General features: G+C 67.5%; 19 protein-coding genes and 1 pseudogene. 15 read left to right on the forward strand and 5 right to left on the reverse strand.

What is annotated here, in order from left to right; translation table 11 throughout:
* Positions 1–134 precede the first annotated feature (134 nt).
* Together WG902_RS17470 and WG902_RS17475 are read right to left on the reverse strand one after the other, a co-directional pair.
* Positions 135–1,091, reverse strand: a complete 957-nt coding sequence (locus WG902_RS17470) for a PDR/VanB family oxidoreductase (RefSeq protein ID WP_340061421.1) — start codon at positions 1,089–1,091, stop codon at positions 135–137.
* 4 nt (positions 1,092–1,095) lie between these two features.
* On the reverse strand, positions 1,096–2,139 hold the full coding sequence (locus tag WG902_RS17475) for an aromatic ring-hydroxylating dioxygenase subunit alpha (RefSeq protein WP_340061422.1): 1,044 nt from the start codon (positions 2,137–2,139) through the stop codon (positions 1,096–1,098).
* A gap of 144 nt (positions 2,140–2,283) precedes the next feature.
* On the opposite strand from WG902_RS17475, the gene WG902_RS17480 reads away from it, so the two are divergent.
* The 7 genes and pseudogenes from WG902_RS17480 to WG902_RS17510 all read left to right on the forward strand — a co-directional run bounded on the left by WG902_RS17480 (position 2,284) and on the right by WG902_RS17510 (position 8,238).
* Positions 2,284–3,030, forward strand: coding sequence for a GntR family transcriptional regulator (locus WG902_RS17480; protein ID WP_340061423.1), 747 nt, complete (start codon positions 2,284–2,286; stop codon positions 3,028–3,030).
* Between the two features lie 190 nt (positions 3,031–3,220).
* Positions 3,221–3,913 (forward strand): annotated as a pseudogene (locus WG902_RS17485) (ABC transporter substrate-binding protein); the annotation flags it as partial.
* Between the two features lie 50 nt (positions 3,914–3,963).
* Complete coding sequence (locus WG902_RS17490) at positions 3,964–4,827, forward strand: branched-chain amino acid ABC transporter permease (RefSeq protein WP_340061424.1); 864 nt, start codon at positions 3,964–3,966, stop codon at positions 4,825–4,827.
* Positions 4,824–5,795, forward strand: a complete 972-nt coding sequence (locus WG902_RS17495; RefSeq protein ID WP_340061425.1) for a branched-chain amino acid ABC transporter permease — start codon at positions 4,824–4,826, stop codon at positions 5,793–5,795. Before WG902_RS17490 ends, WG902_RS17495 begins: the two co-directional genes overlap by 4 nt.
* Complete coding sequence (locus WG902_RS17500; RefSeq protein ID WP_340061426.1) at positions 5,795–6,559, forward strand: ABC transporter ATP-binding protein; 765 nt, start codon at positions 5,795–5,797, stop codon at positions 6,557–6,559. Before WG902_RS17495 ends, WG902_RS17500 begins: the two co-directional genes overlap by 1 nt.
* On the forward strand, positions 6,552–7,256 hold the full coding sequence (locus WG902_RS17505) for an ABC transporter ATP-binding protein (protein ID WP_340061427.1): 705 nt from the start codon (positions 6,552–6,554) through the stop codon (positions 7,254–7,256). Before WG902_RS17500 ends, WG902_RS17505 begins: the two co-directional genes overlap by 8 nt.
* A gap of 4 nt (positions 7,257–7,260) precedes the next feature.
* On the forward strand, positions 7,261–8,238 hold the full coding sequence (locus WG902_RS17510; RefSeq protein WP_340061428.1) for a Bug family tripartite tricarboxylate transporter substrate binding protein: 978 nt from the start codon (positions 7,261–7,263) through the stop codon (positions 8,236–8,238).
* Between the two features lie 16 nt (positions 8,239–8,254).
* On the opposite strand, the gene WG902_RS17515 is transcribed toward WG902_RS17510, so the two are convergent.
* Positions 8,255–9,010, reverse strand: coding sequence for a molybdate ABC transporter substrate-binding protein (locus tag WG902_RS17515; RefSeq protein WP_340061429.1), 756 nt, complete (start codon positions 9,008–9,010; stop codon positions 8,255–8,257).
* 10 nt (positions 9,011–9,020) lie between these two features.
* Positions 9,021–9,935, reverse strand: coding sequence for a LysR substrate-binding domain-containing protein (locus WG902_RS17520; RefSeq protein ID WP_340061430.1), 915 nt, complete (start codon positions 9,933–9,935; stop codon positions 9,021–9,023).
* 97 nt (positions 9,936–10,032) lie between these two features.
* Here WG902_RS17520 and WG902_RS17525 point away from each other — a divergent pair, with 97 nt between their 5' ends.
* From WG902_RS17525 to WG902_RS17555, 7 genes are all read left to right on the forward strand, one after another.
* Positions 10,033–10,725 carry a substrate-binding domain-containing protein gene (locus WG902_RS17525; RefSeq protein WP_340061431.1) on the forward strand — a complete coding sequence of 231 codons (693 nt, stop codon included), beginning with the start codon at positions 10,033–10,035 and terminating at the stop codon, positions 10,723–10,725.
* Between the two features lie 35 nt (positions 10,726–10,760).
* Positions 10,761–11,795, forward strand: coding sequence for an amidohydrolase family protein (locus WG902_RS17530; RefSeq protein WP_340061432.1), 1,035 nt, complete (start codon positions 10,761–10,763; stop codon positions 11,793–11,795).
* A gap of 2 nt (positions 11,796–11,797) precedes the next feature.
* The gene (ligK, locus tag WG902_RS17535; protein WP_340061433.1) at positions 11,798–12,481 is read left to right on the forward strand and encodes a 4-carboxy-4-hydroxy-2-oxoadipate aldolase/oxaloacetate decarboxylase; all 684 of its coding nucleotides are present in this window, start codon (positions 11,798–11,800) and stop codon (positions 12,479–12,481) included.
* A 105-nt stretch (positions 12,482–12,586) separates the two neighbouring features.
* Positions 12,587–13,528 carry an amidohydrolase family protein gene (locus WG902_RS17540; protein WP_340061434.1) on the forward strand — a complete coding sequence of 314 codons (942 nt, stop codon included), beginning with the start codon at positions 12,587–12,589 and terminating at the stop codon, positions 13,526–13,528.
* 1 nt (position 13,529) lies between these two features.
* Entirely contained in the window at positions 13,530–13,922 is a 393-nt protein-coding gene (gene ligA / locus WG902_RS17545) for a protocatechuate 4,5-dioxygenase subunit alpha (protein ID WP_340061435.1), read from the forward strand.
* Complete coding sequence (locus WG902_RS17550; RefSeq protein WP_340061436.1) at positions 13,922–14,773, forward strand: class III extradiol dioxygenase subunit beta; 852 nt, start codon at positions 13,922–13,924, stop codon at positions 14,771–14,773. Before ligA ends, WG902_RS17550 begins: the two co-directional genes overlap by 1 nt.
* Before the next feature lie 80 nt (positions 14,774–14,853).
* Entirely contained in the window at positions 14,854–15,807 is a 954-nt protein-coding gene (locus WG902_RS17555) for a Gfo/Idh/MocA family oxidoreductase (protein ID WP_340061437.1), read from the forward strand.
* On the opposite strand, the gene WG902_RS17560 is transcribed toward WG902_RS17555, so the two are convergent.
* Positions 15,800–16,177 (reverse strand): nuclear transport factor 2 family protein, encoded by a 378-nt coding sequence (locus WG902_RS17560; RefSeq protein WP_340061438.1) that lies wholly within the window; start codon positions 16,175–16,177, stop codon positions 15,800–15,802. The genes WG902_RS17555 and WG902_RS17560 overlap by 8 nt on opposite strands.
* An 85-nt stretch (positions 16,178–16,262) precedes the next feature.
* On the opposite strand from WG902_RS17560, the gene WG902_RS17565 reads away from it, so the two are divergent.
* Entirely contained in the window at positions 16,263–17,102 is an 840-nt protein-coding gene (locus WG902_RS17565) for a Crp/Fnr family transcriptional regulator (protein ID WP_340061439.1), read from the forward strand.
* Positions 17,103–17,114: the final 12 nt, after the last annotated feature.

A 17,114-nucleotide genomic window follows, 5' to 3' on the forward strand; every position in this document is an offset into this window, starting at 1 on the left:
TCTCTCTCGGGGGATGTTGGAATTCTAGACGGGTGCATTACCGGGGTTCGGCTGTCGCGCTCACCGCCGGCCTACGAGGCAGGCCGTATCGCCGAACCGTAGGCCGGTGGTGAGCGCGAAGCCGAACCCCGGTATCAAAGATCCAGCACCAGCACGGCCGTCTTCGCCCGCGAACAGCAAGGCGTGAACTGGTCATGCCTGGCCTTCTCCGCATCGGTGAAGTACAAGTCGCGGTGGTCGCACTCGCCTTCGAGCACGCGCGTGATGCACGTGCCGCACACGCCTTGCTCGCACGACGTGAGGATCTCGATGCCGTGCGGCTGCAGCGCCTGCACCACCGACTGGCCGGCGGGCACTTCGTAGGTGGCGCCGCTGCTGGCGATCTTCACCGTGAAAGCCTTGTCGCCCGCCGTGTCCTGTGGCGTGGCGCCGAAGTACTCGACATGCACGTTGGCATCGGCCCAGCCGAGCTTCTTCGCGCTCTGCACCACCCAGTCGATGAAGCCGGTCGGGCCGCACACGTACAGGTGCGTGTCCGCCTGCGGCGGGCCGAAGGCGCGCTCCAGGTGCAGCTTTTGCGAAGGCGGCCCGTCGTCGAAGTGGTACTTCACGTGGCCGGCGAAAGCGGAAGCCGCGATCTCGTCGCGAAATGCCGTGCGCTCGGCCGACCTCGTGCAGTAGTGCAGCGTGAAGTCGGCCTGGATGGACGACAGGCGTTGCGCCATGGCCAGCAGCGGCGTCACGCCGATGCCGCCGGCGAACAGCAGCGTGCGGCTGGCGTGCACCAGCGGGAAGTGGTTGCGCGGCTCGCTGATCAGGAGGGTGTCGCCCTCCTTCAGACGGTCGTGCATGGCCACCGAGCCGCCACGCGACGCGGGATCCCGCAGCACCGCGATGCGGTAGCGGTGCCGCTCGGCGGCATCGTTGCACAGCGAATACTGGCGCGTGACGCCACCCGGCACCTGCACGTCCACGTGCGACCCGGCGCTGAAGCCGGGCAGGGCGCTGCCATCCGGCTTGCCCAGTTCGAAGCTGGTGATGTCCAGCGCTTCCTGCTGCTTGCGCAGGACCTTGACTGCGATCTGGGTCATGGGATCACGCTGCCAGTTTCTGCGGTTGTTCCGCCGCAACCAGCTTGTCGATGATGCGGCGCGCCTGCACGCCGCCGGCATCGATGTTCAGCAGCAGCAGCTTGCGGTCCGGGTGCGCCAGCAGGTTGCGCTGCTGCGCCTCCAGCACCTCCGTGTCCTCGGAGAACACGCGGGCCTGGCCGTCGCGGATCTGCGCCGTGAGGTTGCGGTCCTTCGGATTGAAGTTGCGCGCCATGCCCCAGAAGTACCACATGGTCGTGTCGGTCTCGGGCGTGAGGAAGTCCACCACGATGGAGTACACCTTGTCCTTCGGGTCAGCGTCGTAGCCGCCCTTGCCGGCGTGGGCCACGCCGACTTCGATCATCACGTGGCTGGGCGGGACGAAGTGGCAGACCTGCCAGCGGTCCACCGGCACGTCGTCCGCCAGGTTGTTGCCGCGCAGGTTGGCTTTCCAGAACGGCGGCGGCATCACGTTGTTCATGAAGCGGCTGGTCACCACGGTTTCGCCCACCGTCCTGGTCGCAACCGGCGTCTCGTCGATTTCCTTTTGCCCGATGCTGGTGGAATGCACGTAGGTTTCGTGCGTCAGGTCCATCAGGTTGTCCACCATCAGGCGGTAGTCGCACTTCACGTGGTACAGGCCGCCGCCATAGGCCCACTCGGGATTGTCGGCCCACTCCAGGTGGTGGATCCCGGCGACGTCCGCCTGCGCGGCGTCACCCGGCCAGACCCAGACGAAGCCGTACTTCTCGGCGACGGGATAGGCCTTGATCCTGGGGAAGCCGCCGACACGCTGGCCGGGCATGGAGACCGTCTTGCCGTCGCAGCCCATCACCAGGCCGTGATAGCCGCACACCAGGTTGCCTTCGCACACCGAGCCCAGCGAGAGCTGCGCGCCGCGGTGCGGGCAGAAGTCTTCCACCGCCGCCACCTTGCCATCAGCGCCGCGGTAGAAGGCGATCTTCTCGTTGCAGATGGTGCGGCCCAGGGGCTTCGCGTCGATTTCGTCGGGGGTGCAGGCGACGTACCAGGCGTTTTTCGGAAACATGGCGGGCGCGGAGGGGAGTTGGCGGAGGGGTCCGATTATGCTGAAAACGCCGGCCGTTGTATACAACGTGTCCGATCCGGGTTCTTCCTCTTCATTGGTGAAGCGCCCGTTGACGCCCCGGCGCAAGCCCGTTAACCTGCCGCGATGTATACAGAACGGGACGAGGCGGGCAGCTCCCAGGCGGTGAAGGCGCAACTGAAATTGCGCGAGATGATCCTGGCCGGCGAGCTTCCCGGCGGCGCCCGCATCGCCGAACTGGCGATCGTGGAGCGACTGGGCGTCTCTCGCACGCCCATCCGCGCGGCCCTGATGCGGCTGGAGCAGGAAGGCTTGCTCGATGCGCTGCCCAATGGCGGCTACGCCGTGCGCACCTTCTCCGAACGCGACGTGGCCGATGCCATCGAGCTGCGCGGCACGGTCGAGGGCCTGGCGGCGCGGCTGGCGGCCGAGCGGGGCGTGCCGGCGCAGGTGCTGGCCGATGCGCGCGCCTGCCTCGATGGCGTGGACGAGGTGCTGCGGCAACCCGCGCTGGACGACGAGGCCTTCACCCGCTACGTGCGCCTGAACCAGCGTTTCCACAACCTGTTGTCGGACATGGCGGCCAGCACGGTGCTGGCGCGCGAGCTGGAGCGGGTCGTGAACCTGCCCTTCGCCTCGCCTTCCGGCTTCGTGGTCGTGCAGGCCGACACGCCCAGGGCCCGCGACATGTTGATCGTGGCGCAGGACCAGCACCGGCAGGTGCTCGACGCCATCGAGCGGCGCGAGGGCGCGCGGGCCGAGGCCATCATGCGCGAGCACTCCCGGCTGGCCCAGCGCAACTTGCGCGAGGCGGTGCAGAGCCCGCACCTGGACCGCATGCCCGGCGTGCGGTTGATCCGCCAGCATGGATAGAAGGTAAGCTCGGCGGCTCAACCCGCAGCCTGAATATCAGCCGCCCCGGTATCGCAATTCGAGATAACTGCTAGTGCACCTGCCTCGCTTCGTTCCCGCGCCGGACGCGCTCAGAATGCGCACCGACGCACCAGGCTGCGCGGCGTCGCGCGCCCGCCAGCCCACCGCTTTCCAAAAAGGAGACTCCCGCATGCACAAGAGAACCTTCCTGCACACCGCCGTGGCCGTTGCCGCGCTCGGCGCCAGCGGCTTCGCCCTGGCCCAGGACAACAGCTTCAAGATCGGCCTGATCCTGCCGATGACGGGCCAGCAGGCCACCACCGGCCGCCAGATCGAAGCCGCCGCCAAGCTGTGGATGGCGCAGAACGGCGACACCGTGGCCGGCAAGAAGGTGCAGCTGATCGTCAAGGACGACGCCAGCGTGCCCGCCAACACCCGCCGCCTGGCGCAGGAACTGGCGGTCAACGACAAGGTCGACGTGCTGGCCGGCATGGGCATCACGCCGTCCGCCCTGGCCGTGGCGCCGATCGCCACGCAGTCGAAGACGCCGCTGGTGGTGATGGCCGCCGCCACGTCGAGCATCACGGAAGCGTCGCCCTTCATCATCCGCACCAGCTTCACGCTGCCGCAGGCGTCCGTCGCGCTGGCCGACTGGGCGCCCAAGAACGGCATCAAGTCCGTCGTGACCCTGGTGTCCGACTACGGCCCCGGCATCGACGCCGAGAAGTTCTTCAACGACCGCTTCCTGTTCAACGGCGGCAAGGTGAGCGACAAGCTGCGCGTGCCCCTGGCCAACCCGGACTTCGCGCCGTTCCTGCAGAAAGTGCGTGACCTGAAGCCGGACGCGCTGTTCGTGTTCGTGCCGTCCGGCGCGGGCGCGGCGCCCCCACCCCAACCCTCCCCCGGTGGGGGAGGGAGTGAATACCAGAAGCCATGCTCACCATCCTCTTCGACGGCATCGCCTACGGCATGCTGCTGTTCGTGCTGGCGGTCGGACTGGCCGTGACCATGGGCTTGATGAATTTCATCAACCTGGCGCACGGGGCCTTCGCCATGGCCGGGGGCTACATCACGGTGCTGTTGATGCAGCGGCTGGACGTGCCCTTCCTGGTGTGCCTGCCGATCGCCTTTGCCGGCAGTGCGCTGCTGGGGGCCGTGCTCGAACGCACGCTCTACCGCCCGCTGTACCACAAGCCGCACCTGGACCAGGTGCTGTTCTCCATCGGCCTGGTCTTCATGGCGGTGGCGGCGGTCGACTACTACATCGGCTCCACGCAGCAGATCATGCAGCTGCCGCAGTGGCTGAAGGGCCGCACCGAAATCGGCTCGCTCGGCATGGGCCACTACCGGTTGTTCATCATCGCCGTGTGCGCAGCGCTCACCGTGGGCCTGCAGTACATCCTGGCGAAGACGCGCTTCGGCAGCCGGCTGCGCGCCGCCGTCGATGACCAACGCGTGGCCGCCGGCATGGGCATCAACGTGAACGTGGTGTTCCTCTCCACCTTCGCCTTCGGCTCCGGCCTGGCGGGGCTGGGCGGCGCGCTCGGCGCCGAGGTGCTGGGGCTGGATCCCACCTTCCCGCTCAAGTTCATGATCTATTTCCTGATCGTGGTCGCCGTCGGCGGCACATCGTCGATCACGGGGCCACTGCTCGCCGCGCTGCTGCTGGGCATCGCGGACGTGGCCGGCAAGTACTACATCCCCAAGATGGGCGCCTTCATCGTCTATGCCTTGATGATCGTCATCCTGCTGTGGCGGCCCAACGGCCTGTTCGTGCGCCAGGGGGGCAAGTCATGAGCGCTACGCCCGGCGACGGGCAGAAGAACCTGCTGCGCGCGAGCCGCATGAAGCCCTGGGAGCCCGTGCTGTGGCTGGCCGCCTTCGCGATGCCGATGCTGTTTCCCAAGTACGCGGCGCTGATCAACGAGATCGCCATCCTGGCGCTGTTCGCGGTGTCGCTGGACCTGGTGCTCGGCTACGCCGGGATCGTGTCGCTCGGCCACGCCGCGTTCTTCGGCCTCGGCGCGTACACCGCGGCCCTGTTCTGCAAGCACGTCATGCCCGACCCGCACCTGGGCCTGCTGGTGGCGATGGGCACCGCGGGCCTGCTGGGGCTGGTGGCCAGCTTCACCGTGCTGCGCGGGTCGGACCTCACGCGGCTGATGGTGACGCTGGGCGTCGCGCTGCTGCTCGCGGAACTGGCCAACAAGCTCGACTGGCTGACGGGAGGCACCGACGGCATCCAGGGCCTGATGTTCTCGCCGGTGCTCGGCAAGTTTGAATTCGACCTGGCCGGCCACACCGCGTCGTATTACTCGCTGGCCGTGCTGCTGGTCCTCTTCCTCCTCGCGCGGCGCCTCGTGAACTCGCCCTTCGGCGGCACGTTGAAGGCGATCCGCGACAACCGCCTGCGCGCCATGGCGATCGGCGTGCCGGTGAACGCGCGCCTCATCGCCGTGTACACCGTCGCCGCGGCGATGGCGGGCGCGGCCGGTGCGCTGTTCACGCAGACCTCCGGCTTCGCGTCCATCGACGTGCTGGAATTCCATCGCTCCGCGGACGTCATGCTGATGCTGGTGATCGGCGGCACGGGCTGGCTGTACGGCGGCATCGTGGGGGCCACGGCGTTCCGCCTGATGCAGGACTTCCTCTCGCAGATCACGCCGCAGTACTGGACCTTCTGGCTGGGGCTGTTCCTCGTCGTCCTGGTGCTGGTGGGGCGCGAGCGCCTGTTCAAGCCCTGGACCTGGTGGAGGAAGCGTTGATGAACGACATCGTGCTTTCCTGCCAGGGTCTGGTGAAGAAGTTCGGCGGCATCACCGCCACCAACGACGTTTCCATCGATCTCCGGCGCGGTGCGCGCCACGCGCTGATCGGCCCGAACGGCGCCGGCAAGACCACGCTCATCAACCTGCTGACGGGCGTGCTGGAACCGACGGCGGGCAGCATCACGCTGGAAGGCCAGGACATCTCGCGCTTGGCGCCGCACCGGCGCGTGCGCCGCGGCATGGTGCGCACTTTCCAGATCAACCAGCTGTTCGCTTCCATGACGCCGCTGGAAACGCTGGCGCTGGTCGTGTCGCAGCAGCGCGGGCTGGGTGCGCGCTGGTGGCGGTCGCTCGGCGCCGATGCGGACATCGCGCAGCGCGCGCAGCAGCTGCTGGAACAGTTCCACCTGGCCGAAGTGGCCACGCAGAAGACCGAGCACCTGGCCTACGGGAAGCGCCGCTTGCTGGAGATCGCGATCGCTCTGGCGTGCGAGCCGCGCGTGCTGCTGCTGGACGAGCCGGTGGCCGGCGTGCCCGCGGGTGAGCGCGAGGAGCTGTTGCAGACGGTGGCGGCGCTGCCCGCCGACGTGTCCGTGCTGCTGATCGAACACGACATGGACCTGGTCTTCAGCTTTGCCACGCGCATGACGGTGCTGGTCAACGGCACGGTGCTGACCGAGGGCACACCGGATGAGATCGCCAACAACCCCGAGGTGAAGGCGGTGTATCTCGGCCACGGCGAGGTGGTGGCGCATGGCTGAACTCCTCAAGGTCGAGAAGCTGAGCGCCGGTTACGGCGAGGCCGTGGTCCTGACCGACATCTCGCTGACCCTGGACGAGGGCAAGACGCTGGCCTTGCTCGGACGCAACGGCACCGGCAAGACGACACTGATCAACACGCTGGCCGGCGCGACGCGCCAGCATGGCGGCAGCATGTCGCTGGCCGGCGTGGCGCTGCACAGGCTGCCGTCGCACGAGCGCGCCGCGGCCGGTATCGGCTGGGTGCCGCAGGAGCGCAACATCTTCAAGTCGCTCACCGTGCACGAGAACCTGACCGCCGTCGCACGGCCCGGCCGCTGGACGCCGCAGCGCGTGTACGAGATGTTCCCGCGCCTGGCCGAGCGCAAGGGCAACCTGGGCACGCAGCTGTCCGGGGGCGAGCAGCAGATGCTCGCGGTGGGCCGCGCGCTGGTCGTCAACCCGAAGCTGCTGCTGCTGGACGAGCCGCTCGAAGGGCTGGCGCCGATCATCGTGACCGAGCTGCTGCGTGCCATCGCGCGCATCACGCGCGACGAAGGCCTGTCCGCGATCATCGTGGAGCAGCATCCGCAGGCCATCCTGGCCATCTCCGACACGGCCATCGTCCTGGACCATGGCACCGTGGTCCACAGCGACACGGCGGCGGCGCTGCGAAGTGCCCCCGAGCTGCTCGACCGGCTGCTGGGTGTGGCACGATGACGCAATGGACCAACATCGAAGAAGCAGCCTGGCGCTGATTGCCGCCACGCTGGCGAGCCCCTGGGTCGCGGCGCAGGGCGACTGGCCGGCCAAGCCGATCCGCATCGTCGTGCCGTTCGGCGCGGGCGGGGTGGCGGACCTCACCGCACGCGCGGTCGGACAGCACCTGGGCGACCAACTCAAGCAAAGCGTGGTCATCGACAACCGCCCCGGCGCCGGCGGCGTGACCGCGGGTTCGCTGGTGGCGCAGGCGGAGCCGGACGGCTACACCTTGCTGCTCATGAGCAATGGCACGGCGGTGAGCGAAGGCCTGTTCAGGAAACTGCCGTTCCAGGCGCAGAAGGACTTCGCGCCGATCTCGTTGCTGGGCACTTTCGACATCGCGCTCGTGGTCGCCGACAACTCGAAGTTCCGCTCGCTGGCCGACCTGCTGGCCTACGCGAAGGCCAACCCCGGCAAGTTGAACCTGGCCACCGTTGCGATCGGCAGCACGCAGAACCTCTCCGCCGAACTGTTCAAGAGCACGGCCGGCGTCGATGCGCAGGTGGTGCCGTTCAACGGCACGCCGGCGGTGGTCACTGCCTTGCGCGGCGGCGAGGTGGACGCGGCCGTCGAGATCCTGGCGCCGATCAAGTCGCAGATCACCGGCAAGGCATTGCGGGCGCTGGTGACCTTCGGCGAGAACCGGGCAACGGGGATTGGCGATGTTCCGACGGCTGCCGAAACCGGCGGCGCGCTGGCCAAGTTCCACGTCGCGTCGTGGAACGCGCTGGCCGCGCCGGCCAGGACGCCGCAGCATGTCGTGCAACGGTTGAACCGCGAGTTGCAGAAGGCGCTGGGCAGCGCCGAGCTGAAGAAGAAGCTGGCCGACCTGAACGTCGATGCCCGCTGGAGCACGCCCGAGGACCTGGGCAACCTGCTGGCCAGCGAGACGAAGCGCTGGAGCGACGTGATCGAGCGGGCGAAGATTCCGCGGCAGTAGCGGCCGAACCCGGCGATCAGGGCTTCTCCATCCCCTTCGTCGCCAACACCTGGCTGGCCTGGGGGCCGCGCAGTGCATCCAGGAGCTCGCGCGCAGCGCCGGGCTGCGTGGCCTGCGCGGAAACGGCTCCCGCATACACCGTGTAGTTCTGGATCTCCGCCGGCAGCGGACCGACCAGCACCGCGTCCGGCACGGCGAGGATCTCGCTGATCTGGTGGATCGCGATGTCGGCGCTGCCGTCCACGACTTTCTGCGCGACGAGCCCGCCCGGCACCAGCACCGCCTTGGCCCGCACCTGCGGCGCGATGCCCCAGCGCTCGAACAGACGGTCCAGGTAGATGCCGCTCGAGCCGCCCGCGGCCGGGTCGATGTACGCGACCGATCGCGCGTTCACGACCATCGCCCGGAATGCATCCACGCTGCCGATGTCCGGCAGCGGCGCGCCCTTGCGTACGGCGACGCCGATCGCCACGCGTGCCAGCGGCAACGGTTCCTCGGCCGCCAGCTTGCCGGCCGCGCGCAGCGGTTGCAGTGACGCGGGGCTGGAGAACACCACGTCGAAGACTTCGCCGCCGGTGATGCGCTTTTGCAGCGCACCCGCCGTGTCGTTGTCGATCACCAGCCGGTGCCCGGTCTGCCGCTCGAACGCCGGCTGCAGCGCCAGCAGTACTGGCTTGAACGCACCGGCGGTGAGCACCCGCAGCTCGGCAGCCGATGACACCTGCGCGATGCCTGCGCAGGCAAGGGCCAACAGGAATCGGCTCGAACGCATGGATCCTCCTTCAAAGCGAATGCGCGATCACGGCGGGAGCCTTGGCGCGAATGAGATCGTGGGTGGCCTTTTGCACCGGCGTCGCCGGCCGCTGCAGGCTGGTGACGAGCGACAGGCGGATGCGCAAGGGCGGACTGCCGATCTGCTGCGCGGTATACGCCGAAGGCCGCGGTGTGTTCAACAAGGCATTGCGCGACAGGATCGCGCAGCCCGCGCCATCGAGCACCAGGTCCAGGATCGCCGAGACGCCGTCGATCTCCAGCACCACGTTCGGCCGCCAGCCGAAGTCGGCCATGGCGGCTTCCACGTGCATGCGGATGGCATTGGGGCGCGTCGGGATCACCAGCGGCAGGCCGGCGACTTCCTCCAGCGTGACGGGCCCGGGCGGCGGATCCTCGTGCAGGCCGCGCGGCCGGGCCCGCACCAGCAGCAGGTCTTCCTCCATCAGCGGCGCCAGGTCCAGCTCGCGCGAGGGCTGGGCGTTGTAGAGCACGACGATGTCCAGCCGGCCGCTGACCAGCCCCTCCTGCAGGCCGCTGGACAGGCCTTCGCTGATCGAGAGCCGCGCTTCCGGCAAGGCCTCGCGAAAGGCGCGGGTGAGGGGGACGGTCAGCACCCTGGCCACGCTGGTGGGCAAGCCGACGGCGACGCGCCCGGCCAGGCCGCCGCGCAGCCGGCCCAGATCCTCGCGCGCCCGCTCCACCTGGTGCAGGATGCCTCGGCCGTGGTCCAGCAGCAGCTTGCCGGCTTCGGTCGGCAGGGCGCCGCGGCCGTTGCGCACCAGCAGGGTCTGGCGCAGCTCCACCTCGAGCAGCCGCACCTGCCGGCTGAGCGCCGGCTGGGCCACTTCGAGCTCGATCGCCGCGCGCGTGAAGCTGCCGAGCTCGGCCACGCGAACGAAATATTCAAGCTGCTTGAGATCCATGAAGTGGAATACCTTGGTGGCAATTATGCCGAACGGGTATAGCTGCTAGTCTGCGTGCTCGCTTCCTGCTGCGGCCAGCCGCGAACACAATCCGCCCATGACTGCCACCCTCCAGGGAATTTCGTCGATGGCCACGCGCCAGGTGCTGGGCGAGCTCGCACGCGACTGGCAGCAGCGCACCGGCGGCAACGTCGACATCGAATCCGTCGGCGGGGTCGATGCGGCCAGGCGCGTCGCGGCCGGCGAAGCGTTCGACGTCGTGGTGTTGGCCATCGACGCCATCCAGAAGCTGGAAGCGGCCGGGCACCTGGTCGCGGGCAGCCGCGTCGACCTGGTGGAGTCGGGCGTCGCGATCGCCGTGCGCGACACCGCCAAGCGCATCGACATTTCCAGCGAAGATGCCTTGAAAGCCGCGGTGCTGGCCGCACCGACCGTGGGCTATTCGACCGGCCCGAGCGGGGTGGCGCTGATCCAGCTGTTCCAGCGATGGGGCATCGCGCAAGACCTGCAGGGCCGGCTGGTCCAGGCGCCGCCGGGCGTGCCCGTGGGCGCGCTGGTGGCCCGCGGCGAAGTGGCGCTCGGTTTCCAGCAGCTGGCCGAGTTGATCCACCTGGAAGGCATCACCATCCTCGGACCCATGCCCGCGGGCGTGGAGATCGACACCGTTTTCTCCGGCGCCGTCTGCGCCAGGAGCAAGCAAGGCGACGCGGCGCGCGAGCTGCTCGCCTTCATGGCATCCCCCGCCGCCGACGAGGCCAAGCGCCGCAACGGCATGGAACCCGCGGCCTGAGGGCGGCGCGCTCCCCATTCCAAAGAGAGACAGACATGAGCCTCATCATCGATTGCCACGGCCACTACACCACGGCGCCCCCGCAGCTGGAGAAGTGGCGCAACCAGCAGGTCCTGGGCATCCAGGACGCATCGCTGATGCCCAGGGAGTCGGACCTGAAGATCAGCGACGACGAGATCCGCGAGTCCATCAACGCCAACCAGCTGCGCCTGATGAAGGAGCGCGGCAACGACCTGACGCTGTTCTCGCCACGCGCCAGCTTCATGGCCCACCACATCGGCGACTTCAACGTCTCCAGCACCTGGGCCGCGATCTGCAACGAGCTGTGCTTCCGCGTGTCGCAGCTGTTCCCCGAGCAGTTCGTGCCGGTGGCGATGCTGCCGCAGTCGCCGGGCGTGGACCCGCGCACCTGCCTGCCGGAGATGGTCAGGTGCATCGAGCAGTACGGCGGCGTCGGCATCAACCTGAATCCGGACCCGTCCGGCGGCCACTGGAAGGAGCCGCCGCTGACGGACAAGTGGTGGTATCCCATCTACGAGAAGATGGTGGAGTACGACGTGCCGGCGATGATCCACGTCTCCACCAGCTGCAATCCGGCCTTCCACACGACCGGCGCGCACTACCTGAACGCCGACACGACGGCCTTCATGCAGCTGATCCAGGGCGACCTGTTCAAGGACTTCCCGACCCTGCGCTTCCTGATCCCGCACGGCGGCGGTGCAGTGCCTTACCACTGGGGGCGCTTCCGGGGACTGGCGCAGGAGATGAAGCGCCCGCTGCTGGACACGCACGTCATGAACAACGTCTTCTTCGACACCTGCGTCTACCACCAGCCGGGCATCGACCTGCTGAACACCGTGATCCCGGTGAAGAACGTGCTGTTCGCCTCCGAGATGATCGGCGCGGTGCGCGGCATCGATCCCACCACCGGCAACTATTACGACGACACCAAGAAGTACATCGACGCTTCGACCCTCCTGTCGCCCGAAGACAAGCACCAGATCTTCGAAGCCAACACGCGCCGCGTGTTCCCGCGCCTGGACGCGCGCCTGAAGAAGCAAGGACGCTGACCATGTACGAACTCGGAGTCGTCTACCGCAACATCCGGCGTGCCGACCGCGCCACCGCCGACGGCCTGGCGCAATTCGGCACTTCCACCGTGCACGAGGCGATGGGGCGCGTTGGCCTGATGAAGCCCTACATGCGGCCGATCTATGCCGGCGCCCAGGTGTCCGGCACGGCAGTCACCGTGCTGCTGCAACCCGGCGACAACTGGATGCTGCACGTCGTGGCCGAGCAGGTGCAGCCGGGCGACATCGTCGTGGCGGCGTGCACGACGGACAACACCGACGGTTTCTTCGGCGACCTGATCGCCACCTCGTTCCAGGCGCGCGGCGCCCGGGCGCTGGTGATCGATGCGGGCGTGCGGGACGTCAGGACGCTCACGGAGATGGGCTTCCCGGTGTGGAGCCGGGCCATCAGCTCCAAGGGCACGGTCAAGGCGACCCTCGGCTCGGTGAACATTCCCGTGGTGTGCGCGGGCGCGCTGGTGCACCCGGGCGACGTGATCGTCGCCGACGACGACGGTGTCGTCTGCGTCCCCGCCGGCATGGCAAAGAAGGTGCTGGACGCCGCCGCGGCGCGCGAAGCGAACGAAGGCGAGAAGCGCGCCAAGCTGGCGAGTGGCGTGCTGGGGCTGGACATGTACAAGATGCGGGAGCCGCTGGAGAAGGCGGGCTTGAAATACATCGACTGAAAGAACGTGTCATTCCCGCGCAGGCGGGAACCCAGGGCTCCCATGCACCGGAATGCGGAAGCTCTGCGTCCCCGCCTCCGCGGGGATGACGGCCTGGAAAACAACATGAACAAACCCACAAGCGGCCCCTTCGAGAAGACGCCCGGCTGGCTGGACTGGTACACCGGTCCCGCCAAGCCGCAGTTCAAGCTGCCGCCGAACGCCGTCGACGCGCACTGCCACGTCTTCGGCCCCGGCGCCGATTTTCCCTACGCGCCGGAGCGCAAGTACACGCCCTGCGATGCCAGCTGGCAGCAGCTGTTCGCGCTGCGCGACCACCTGGGTTTTTCCAAGAACGTGATCGTGCAGGCCACCTGCCATGGCGCCGACAACCGCGCCCTGGTGGATGCGCTCCAGCGCTCGAATGGCAAGGCCAAGGGCGTTGCGACCGTCAAGCGCAGCGTGACCGACCGGGAACTGGAGGACCTGCACGCGGCCGGCGTGCGCGGCGTGCGCTTCAACTTCGTCAAGCGGCTGGTGGACTTCACGCCCAAGGACGAACTGCTGGAGATCGCCAACCGCATCAAGCCGCTGGGCTGGCACGTGGTGATCTACTTCGAGTCGGTGGACCTGCCCGAGCTGTGGGACTTCTTCACCAAGCTGCCGACGACGGTGGTCGTGGACCACATGGGTCGCCCGGACGTCACCAAGCCCGTCGACGGCCCGGAGTTCCAGTTGTTCCTGAAGTTCATGCGCGAGCACTCCAACGTCTGGAGCAAGGTCAGCTGTCCCGAACGCCTGTCCGTCGCCGGCCCACGGGCGCTGGACGGGGAACGCAATGCCTACCGGGATGTCGTACCCTTTGCGCGCACGGTGGTCGAGTCTTTCCCCGACCGCGTGCTGTGGGGCACCGACTGGCCCCATCCCAACCTGAAGGACCACATGCCCGACGACGGCCTGCTCGTGGACTTCATTCCGCACATCGCGAAGAACAAAGAGCTCCAGCAAAAGCTGCTGGTCGACAACCCCAACCGGCTGTACTGGCCGGAAGAGTCGCAAGGAGGCTGACATGCCGCTCGACAAGCCCTACGCCGGCATCCCCGGCACCACCATCTTCGACGCCGACCAGAGCCGCAAGGGCTACTGGCTCAACCAGTTCTGCATGTCGCTGATGAAGGCCGAGAACCGCGAGCGCTTCAAGAAGGACGAGCGGGCCTATCTGGACCAGTGGGCGATGACCGAGGACCAGAAGCAGGCGGTGCTGGCGCGCGACCTGAACCGCTGCATCTCGCTGGGCGGCAACATCTATTTCCTGGCCAAGATCGGCGCCACGGACGGCAAGAGCTTCCAGCAGATGGCCGGCTCCATGACCGGCATGAGCGAAGAGGCGTACCGCGACATGATGATCGGCGGCGGCCGCCCGTCCACCTGGACCGGCAAGGACAAGAAAGAAGGCAAGTAATGGCGCGCATCACCGCATCCGTCTACACATCGCACGTGCCCGCCATCGGCGCGGCCATGGACCTGGGCAAGACCGAGGAGCCGTACTGGAAGAAAGTCTTCTCCGGCTACGAGTATTCCCGCCAGTGGATCAAGGACAACAAGCCCGACGTGGTGTTCCTGGTCTTCAACGACCACGCCACCGCCTTCAGCCTGGACATCATTCCCACCTTCGCGATCGGCACCGCCGCTGAATACGCGGTGGCCGACGAGGGCTGGGGCCCGCGCCCGGTGCCCAAGGTGGAGGGCGCGCCGGACCTGGCGGCGCACATCGCCCACTCCGTCATCCAGCAGGACTTCGACCTGACCATCGTCAACAAGATGGACGTCGACCACGGCCTGACCGTGCCGCTGTCGCTGATGTGCGGCGACGCCAAGGCGTGGCCCTTCAAGGTGATTCCCTTCGCCGTGAACGTGGTGCAGTACCCGGTGCCGAGCGGCATGCGCTGCTTCAAGCTGGGGCAGGCGATCCGCAAGGCCGTGGAGAGCTACGACGAGGACGTCAACGTGCAGATCTGGGGCACGGGCGGCATGAGCCACCAGCTGCAGGGGCCGCGCGCCGGCCTGATCAACAAGGAGTGGGACAACAAGTTCCTCGACCGCCTGGTCGCCGACCCGGAAGGCTTGGCCAGCGTGGGCCACATGGAGTACGTGCAGGAAGCCGGCAGCGAAGGCATCGAGCTGGTGATGTGGCTGATCGCGCGCGGCGCCATGTCCGACGTCGCCGGCGGCCCCAAGCCCAGCCTGCGCCACCGCTTCTATCACGTCCCCGCATCCAACACCGCGGTGGGCCACATGATCCTGGAGAACTAAATGACCCACCACGCTCACATTCGTTCGCTGCCCCCCCAAGGGGGGCTGAGCCTCCTTGAGGCGGCTCTGCGGAGGCTCGCATGACCAAACCGATCCGCATCGCACTGGCCGGGCCCGGCGCCTTCGGCATCAAGCACCTGGACGGCCTGAAGAACATCGAGGGCGTGGAGGTCACGTCGATCATCGGCCGCGAGCTGCCCAAGGCGCAGGAAGTGGCGCAGAAATACGGCGCGAAGCACGTGACGACGAACCTGGATGAAGCGCTGGCGCGCCCCGACGTGGACGCGGTGATCCTGTGCACGCCGACGCAGATGCATGCGCAGCAGTCGATCGCCGCCATGAAGGCCGGCAAGCACGTGCAGGTGGAGATTCCGCTGTGCGACAAGCTCGAAGAGGGCCGGGCCGTCGTCGCGGCGCAGAAGAAGACCGGCCTGGTGGCGATGTGCGGCCACACGCGCCGCTTCAACCCGAGCCACCAGTACGTGCACAAGAAAATCCAGTCGGGCGAATTCAACGTGCTGCAGATGGACGTGCAGACCTACTTCTTCCGCCGCACCAACATGAACGCGCTGGGCCAGCCGCGCAGCTGGACGGACCACCTCCTCTGGCACCATGCGGCGCACACGGTGGACCTGTTCGCCTACCAGTGCGGCAGCCCGATCGTGAAGGCCAACGCCGTGCAGGGCCCGATCCATCCGACCCTCGGCATCGCGATGGACATGAGCATCCAGCTGCAGGCGGCCAATGGCGCGATCTGCACCTTGTCGCTCTCGTTCAACAACGACGGCCCGCTGGGCACCTTCTTCCGCTACATCGGCGACACCGCCACCTATATCGCGCGCTACGACGACTTGTTCAACGGCAAGGAAGAGAAGATCGACGTGAGCAAGGTGGACGTCTCCATGAACGGCATCGAGCTGCAGGACCGCGAGTTCATCGCCGCCATCCGCGAGGGGCGGGAGCCGAATTCAAGCGTGGGCAAGGTGCTGGCTTGCTACGAGGTGCTGGACCGGCTGGAGAAGCAGCTCACTTGAGCGGCGGCCGGTTCTTCCGGTACGAATTCTTCACGGCGATCCTGCCGCCGCGGAACGTGAACACGTCGCACCCGTTCACCTCCACGCGCGAGCCGTCGCTGCGCGTTCCGGTGAACGTCCATTCGGACACGCCCCGCTCGCCGCAGACGAAATGCCGGGGCGACTGCCACTGCGCATCGGGGTAGGTCTTCCACACTTCGGCGAACCCGGCCCGGACGGCTTCGCGGCCGGTGTACGAAGCTCCGCGCACTTCGGGCCCGGCAGACGCCTCGAACACGCAGTCGTCCGTCATGAATCCCATGAGCGCGTCCAGGTCGTGCCTGTTCCACGCCTCGGCGAATGCCTGGAGTCCGGCAACGGTGACAGTCATGGAAATCTCCGGGAGTCAGCCGCTCATTGTGGGGGCATCGCGCCTTGCGAGGTGAAGGCAGTCGCGAGACTACACTCCGGCCCTGATGGCGAAGAAACCCGCACCCGGCTCAAGCTCGGCAGGCGCTCGCCGCCTCGCTGAACCGCACCCGAGGCAGAACCACCTGCTGGCGGCGCTGTCCCCCGAGGTGCAAGGGCGCCTGTTCCCGCACCTGGAACTGGCGGAGCTGCCACTGCGCGCGCTGATGTACGAGGCGGGTCGGACGATGCGACACGTCTACTTTCCGACGGACTCGATCATCTCCATGCAGTACCTGATGGAGAACGGCGCCTCCACGGCGATCTCGGTGGTGGGCAACGAGGGCCTCCTCGGCATCACCCTGTACATGGGCGGGGAGAGCACGCCCAGCCGCTCGCTGGTGCAAAGCGCGGGCTACGCGTATCGCCTGCCACGCCCCAAGGTCAAGGCGGAGTTCGAGCGCCACGGCGAACTGTTGCTGCTGATGCTGCGCTACACGCAGGCGTTGATCACGCAGGTGGGGCAGACCGCCGTGTGCAACCGGCACCATACGATCGACCAGCAGCTTTGCCGCTGGCTGCTCCTGTCGATGGACCGCCTCTCGGACAACCGGCTGACCATGACGCAGGAATTCATCAGCAACATGCTCGGTGTCCGGCGTTCCGGGGTGACGCAAGCGGCATCGAAGCTGGAACAACTGAAGGTGATTTCGTACCAGCGTGGCCTGATCCACGTGCTGGACCGCGCGAAGCTCGAGTCATTGAGCTGCGAGTGCTATCGCGTGGTGAAGAAGGAAACCGACCTGCTGCTGCACTACCTGCCGCAAAGGCAGGTGATGGGCGCGGTCAGCGTCACCGACATCCCGACCGTCGTCCTCGAACAGGGCCCAGGGCCCGCGGCCGCTTGAGCTTGGCTCGGG

The sequence above is a fragment of the Ramlibacter sp. PS3R-8 genome (assembly GCF_037572435.1).
In the GTDB taxonomy this organism is placed as follows: domain Bacteria; phylum Pseudomonadota; class Gammaproteobacteria; order Burkholderiales; family Burkholderiaceae_C; genus Ramlibacter.

Bases quoted from the DNA above. Each gene is read 5' to 3' on its own strand.
- WG902_RS17470 (WP_340061421.1), bottom strand. From the start codon at position 1,091: ATGACCCAGATCGCAGTCAAGGTCCTGCGCAAGCAGCAGGAAGCGCTG.
- WG902_RS17475 (WP_340061422.1), bottom strand. From the start codon at position 2,139: ATGTTTCCGAAAAACGCCTGGTACGTCGCCTGCACCCCCGACGAAATC.
- WG902_RS17480 (WP_340061423.1), top strand. From the start codon at position 2,284: ATGTATACAGAACGGGACGAGGCGGGCAGCTCCCAGGCGGTGAAGGCG.
- WG902_RS17490 (WP_340061424.1), top strand. From the start codon at position 3,964: ATGCTCACCATCCTCTTCGACGGCATCGCCTACGGCATGCTGCTGTTC.
- WG902_RS17495 (WP_340061425.1), top strand. From the start codon at position 4,824: ATGAGCGCTACGCCCGGCGACGGGCAGAAGAACCTGCTGCGCGCGAGC.
- WG902_RS17500 (WP_340061426.1), top strand. From the start codon at position 5,795: ATGAACGACATCGTGCTTTCCTGCCAGGGTCTGGTGAAGAAGTTCGGC.
- WG902_RS17505 (WP_340061427.1), top strand. From the start codon at position 6,552: ATGGCTGAACTCCTCAAGGTCGAGAAGCTGAGCGCCGGTTACGGCGAG.
- WG902_RS17510 (WP_340061428.1), top strand. From the start codon at position 7,261: ATGGACCAACATCGAAGAAGCAGCCTGGCGCTGATTGCCGCCACGCTG.
- WG902_RS17515 (WP_340061429.1), bottom strand. From the start codon at position 9,010: ATGCGTTCGAGCCGATTCCTGTTGGCCCTTGCCTGCGCAGGCATCGCG.
- WG902_RS17520 (WP_340061430.1), bottom strand. From the start codon at position 9,935: ATGGATCTCAAGCAGCTTGAATATTTCGTTCGCGTGGCCGAGCTCGGC.
- WG902_RS17525 (WP_340061431.1), top strand. From the start codon at position 10,033: ATGACTGCCACCCTCCAGGGAATTTCGTCGATGGCCACGCGCCAGGTG.
- WG902_RS17530 (WP_340061432.1), top strand. From the start codon at position 10,761: ATGAGCCTCATCATCGATTGCCACGGCCACTACACCACGGCGCCCCCG.
- ligK (WP_340061433.1), top strand. From the start codon at position 11,798: ATGTACGAACTCGGAGTCGTCTACCGCAACATCCGGCGTGCCGACCGC.
- WG902_RS17540 (WP_340061434.1), top strand. From the start codon at position 12,587: ATGAACAAACCCACAAGCGGCCCCTTCGAGAAGACGCCCGGCTGGCTG.
- ligA (WP_340061435.1), top strand. From the start codon at position 13,530: ATGCCGCTCGACAAGCCCTACGCCGGCATCCCCGGCACCACCATCTTC.
- WG902_RS17550 (WP_340061436.1), top strand. From the start codon at position 13,922: ATGGCGCGCATCACCGCATCCGTCTACACATCGCACGTGCCCGCCATC.
- WG902_RS17555 (WP_340061437.1), top strand. From the start codon at position 14,854: ATGACCAAACCGATCCGCATCGCACTGGCCGGGCCCGGCGCCTTCGGC.
- WG902_RS17560 (WP_340061438.1), bottom strand. From the start codon at position 16,177: ATGACTGTCACCGTTGCCGGACTCCAGGCATTCGCCGAGGCGTGGAAC.
- WG902_RS17565 (WP_340061439.1), top strand. From the start codon at position 16,263: ATGGCGAAGAAACCCGCACCCGGCTCAAGCTCGGCAGGCGCTCGCCGC.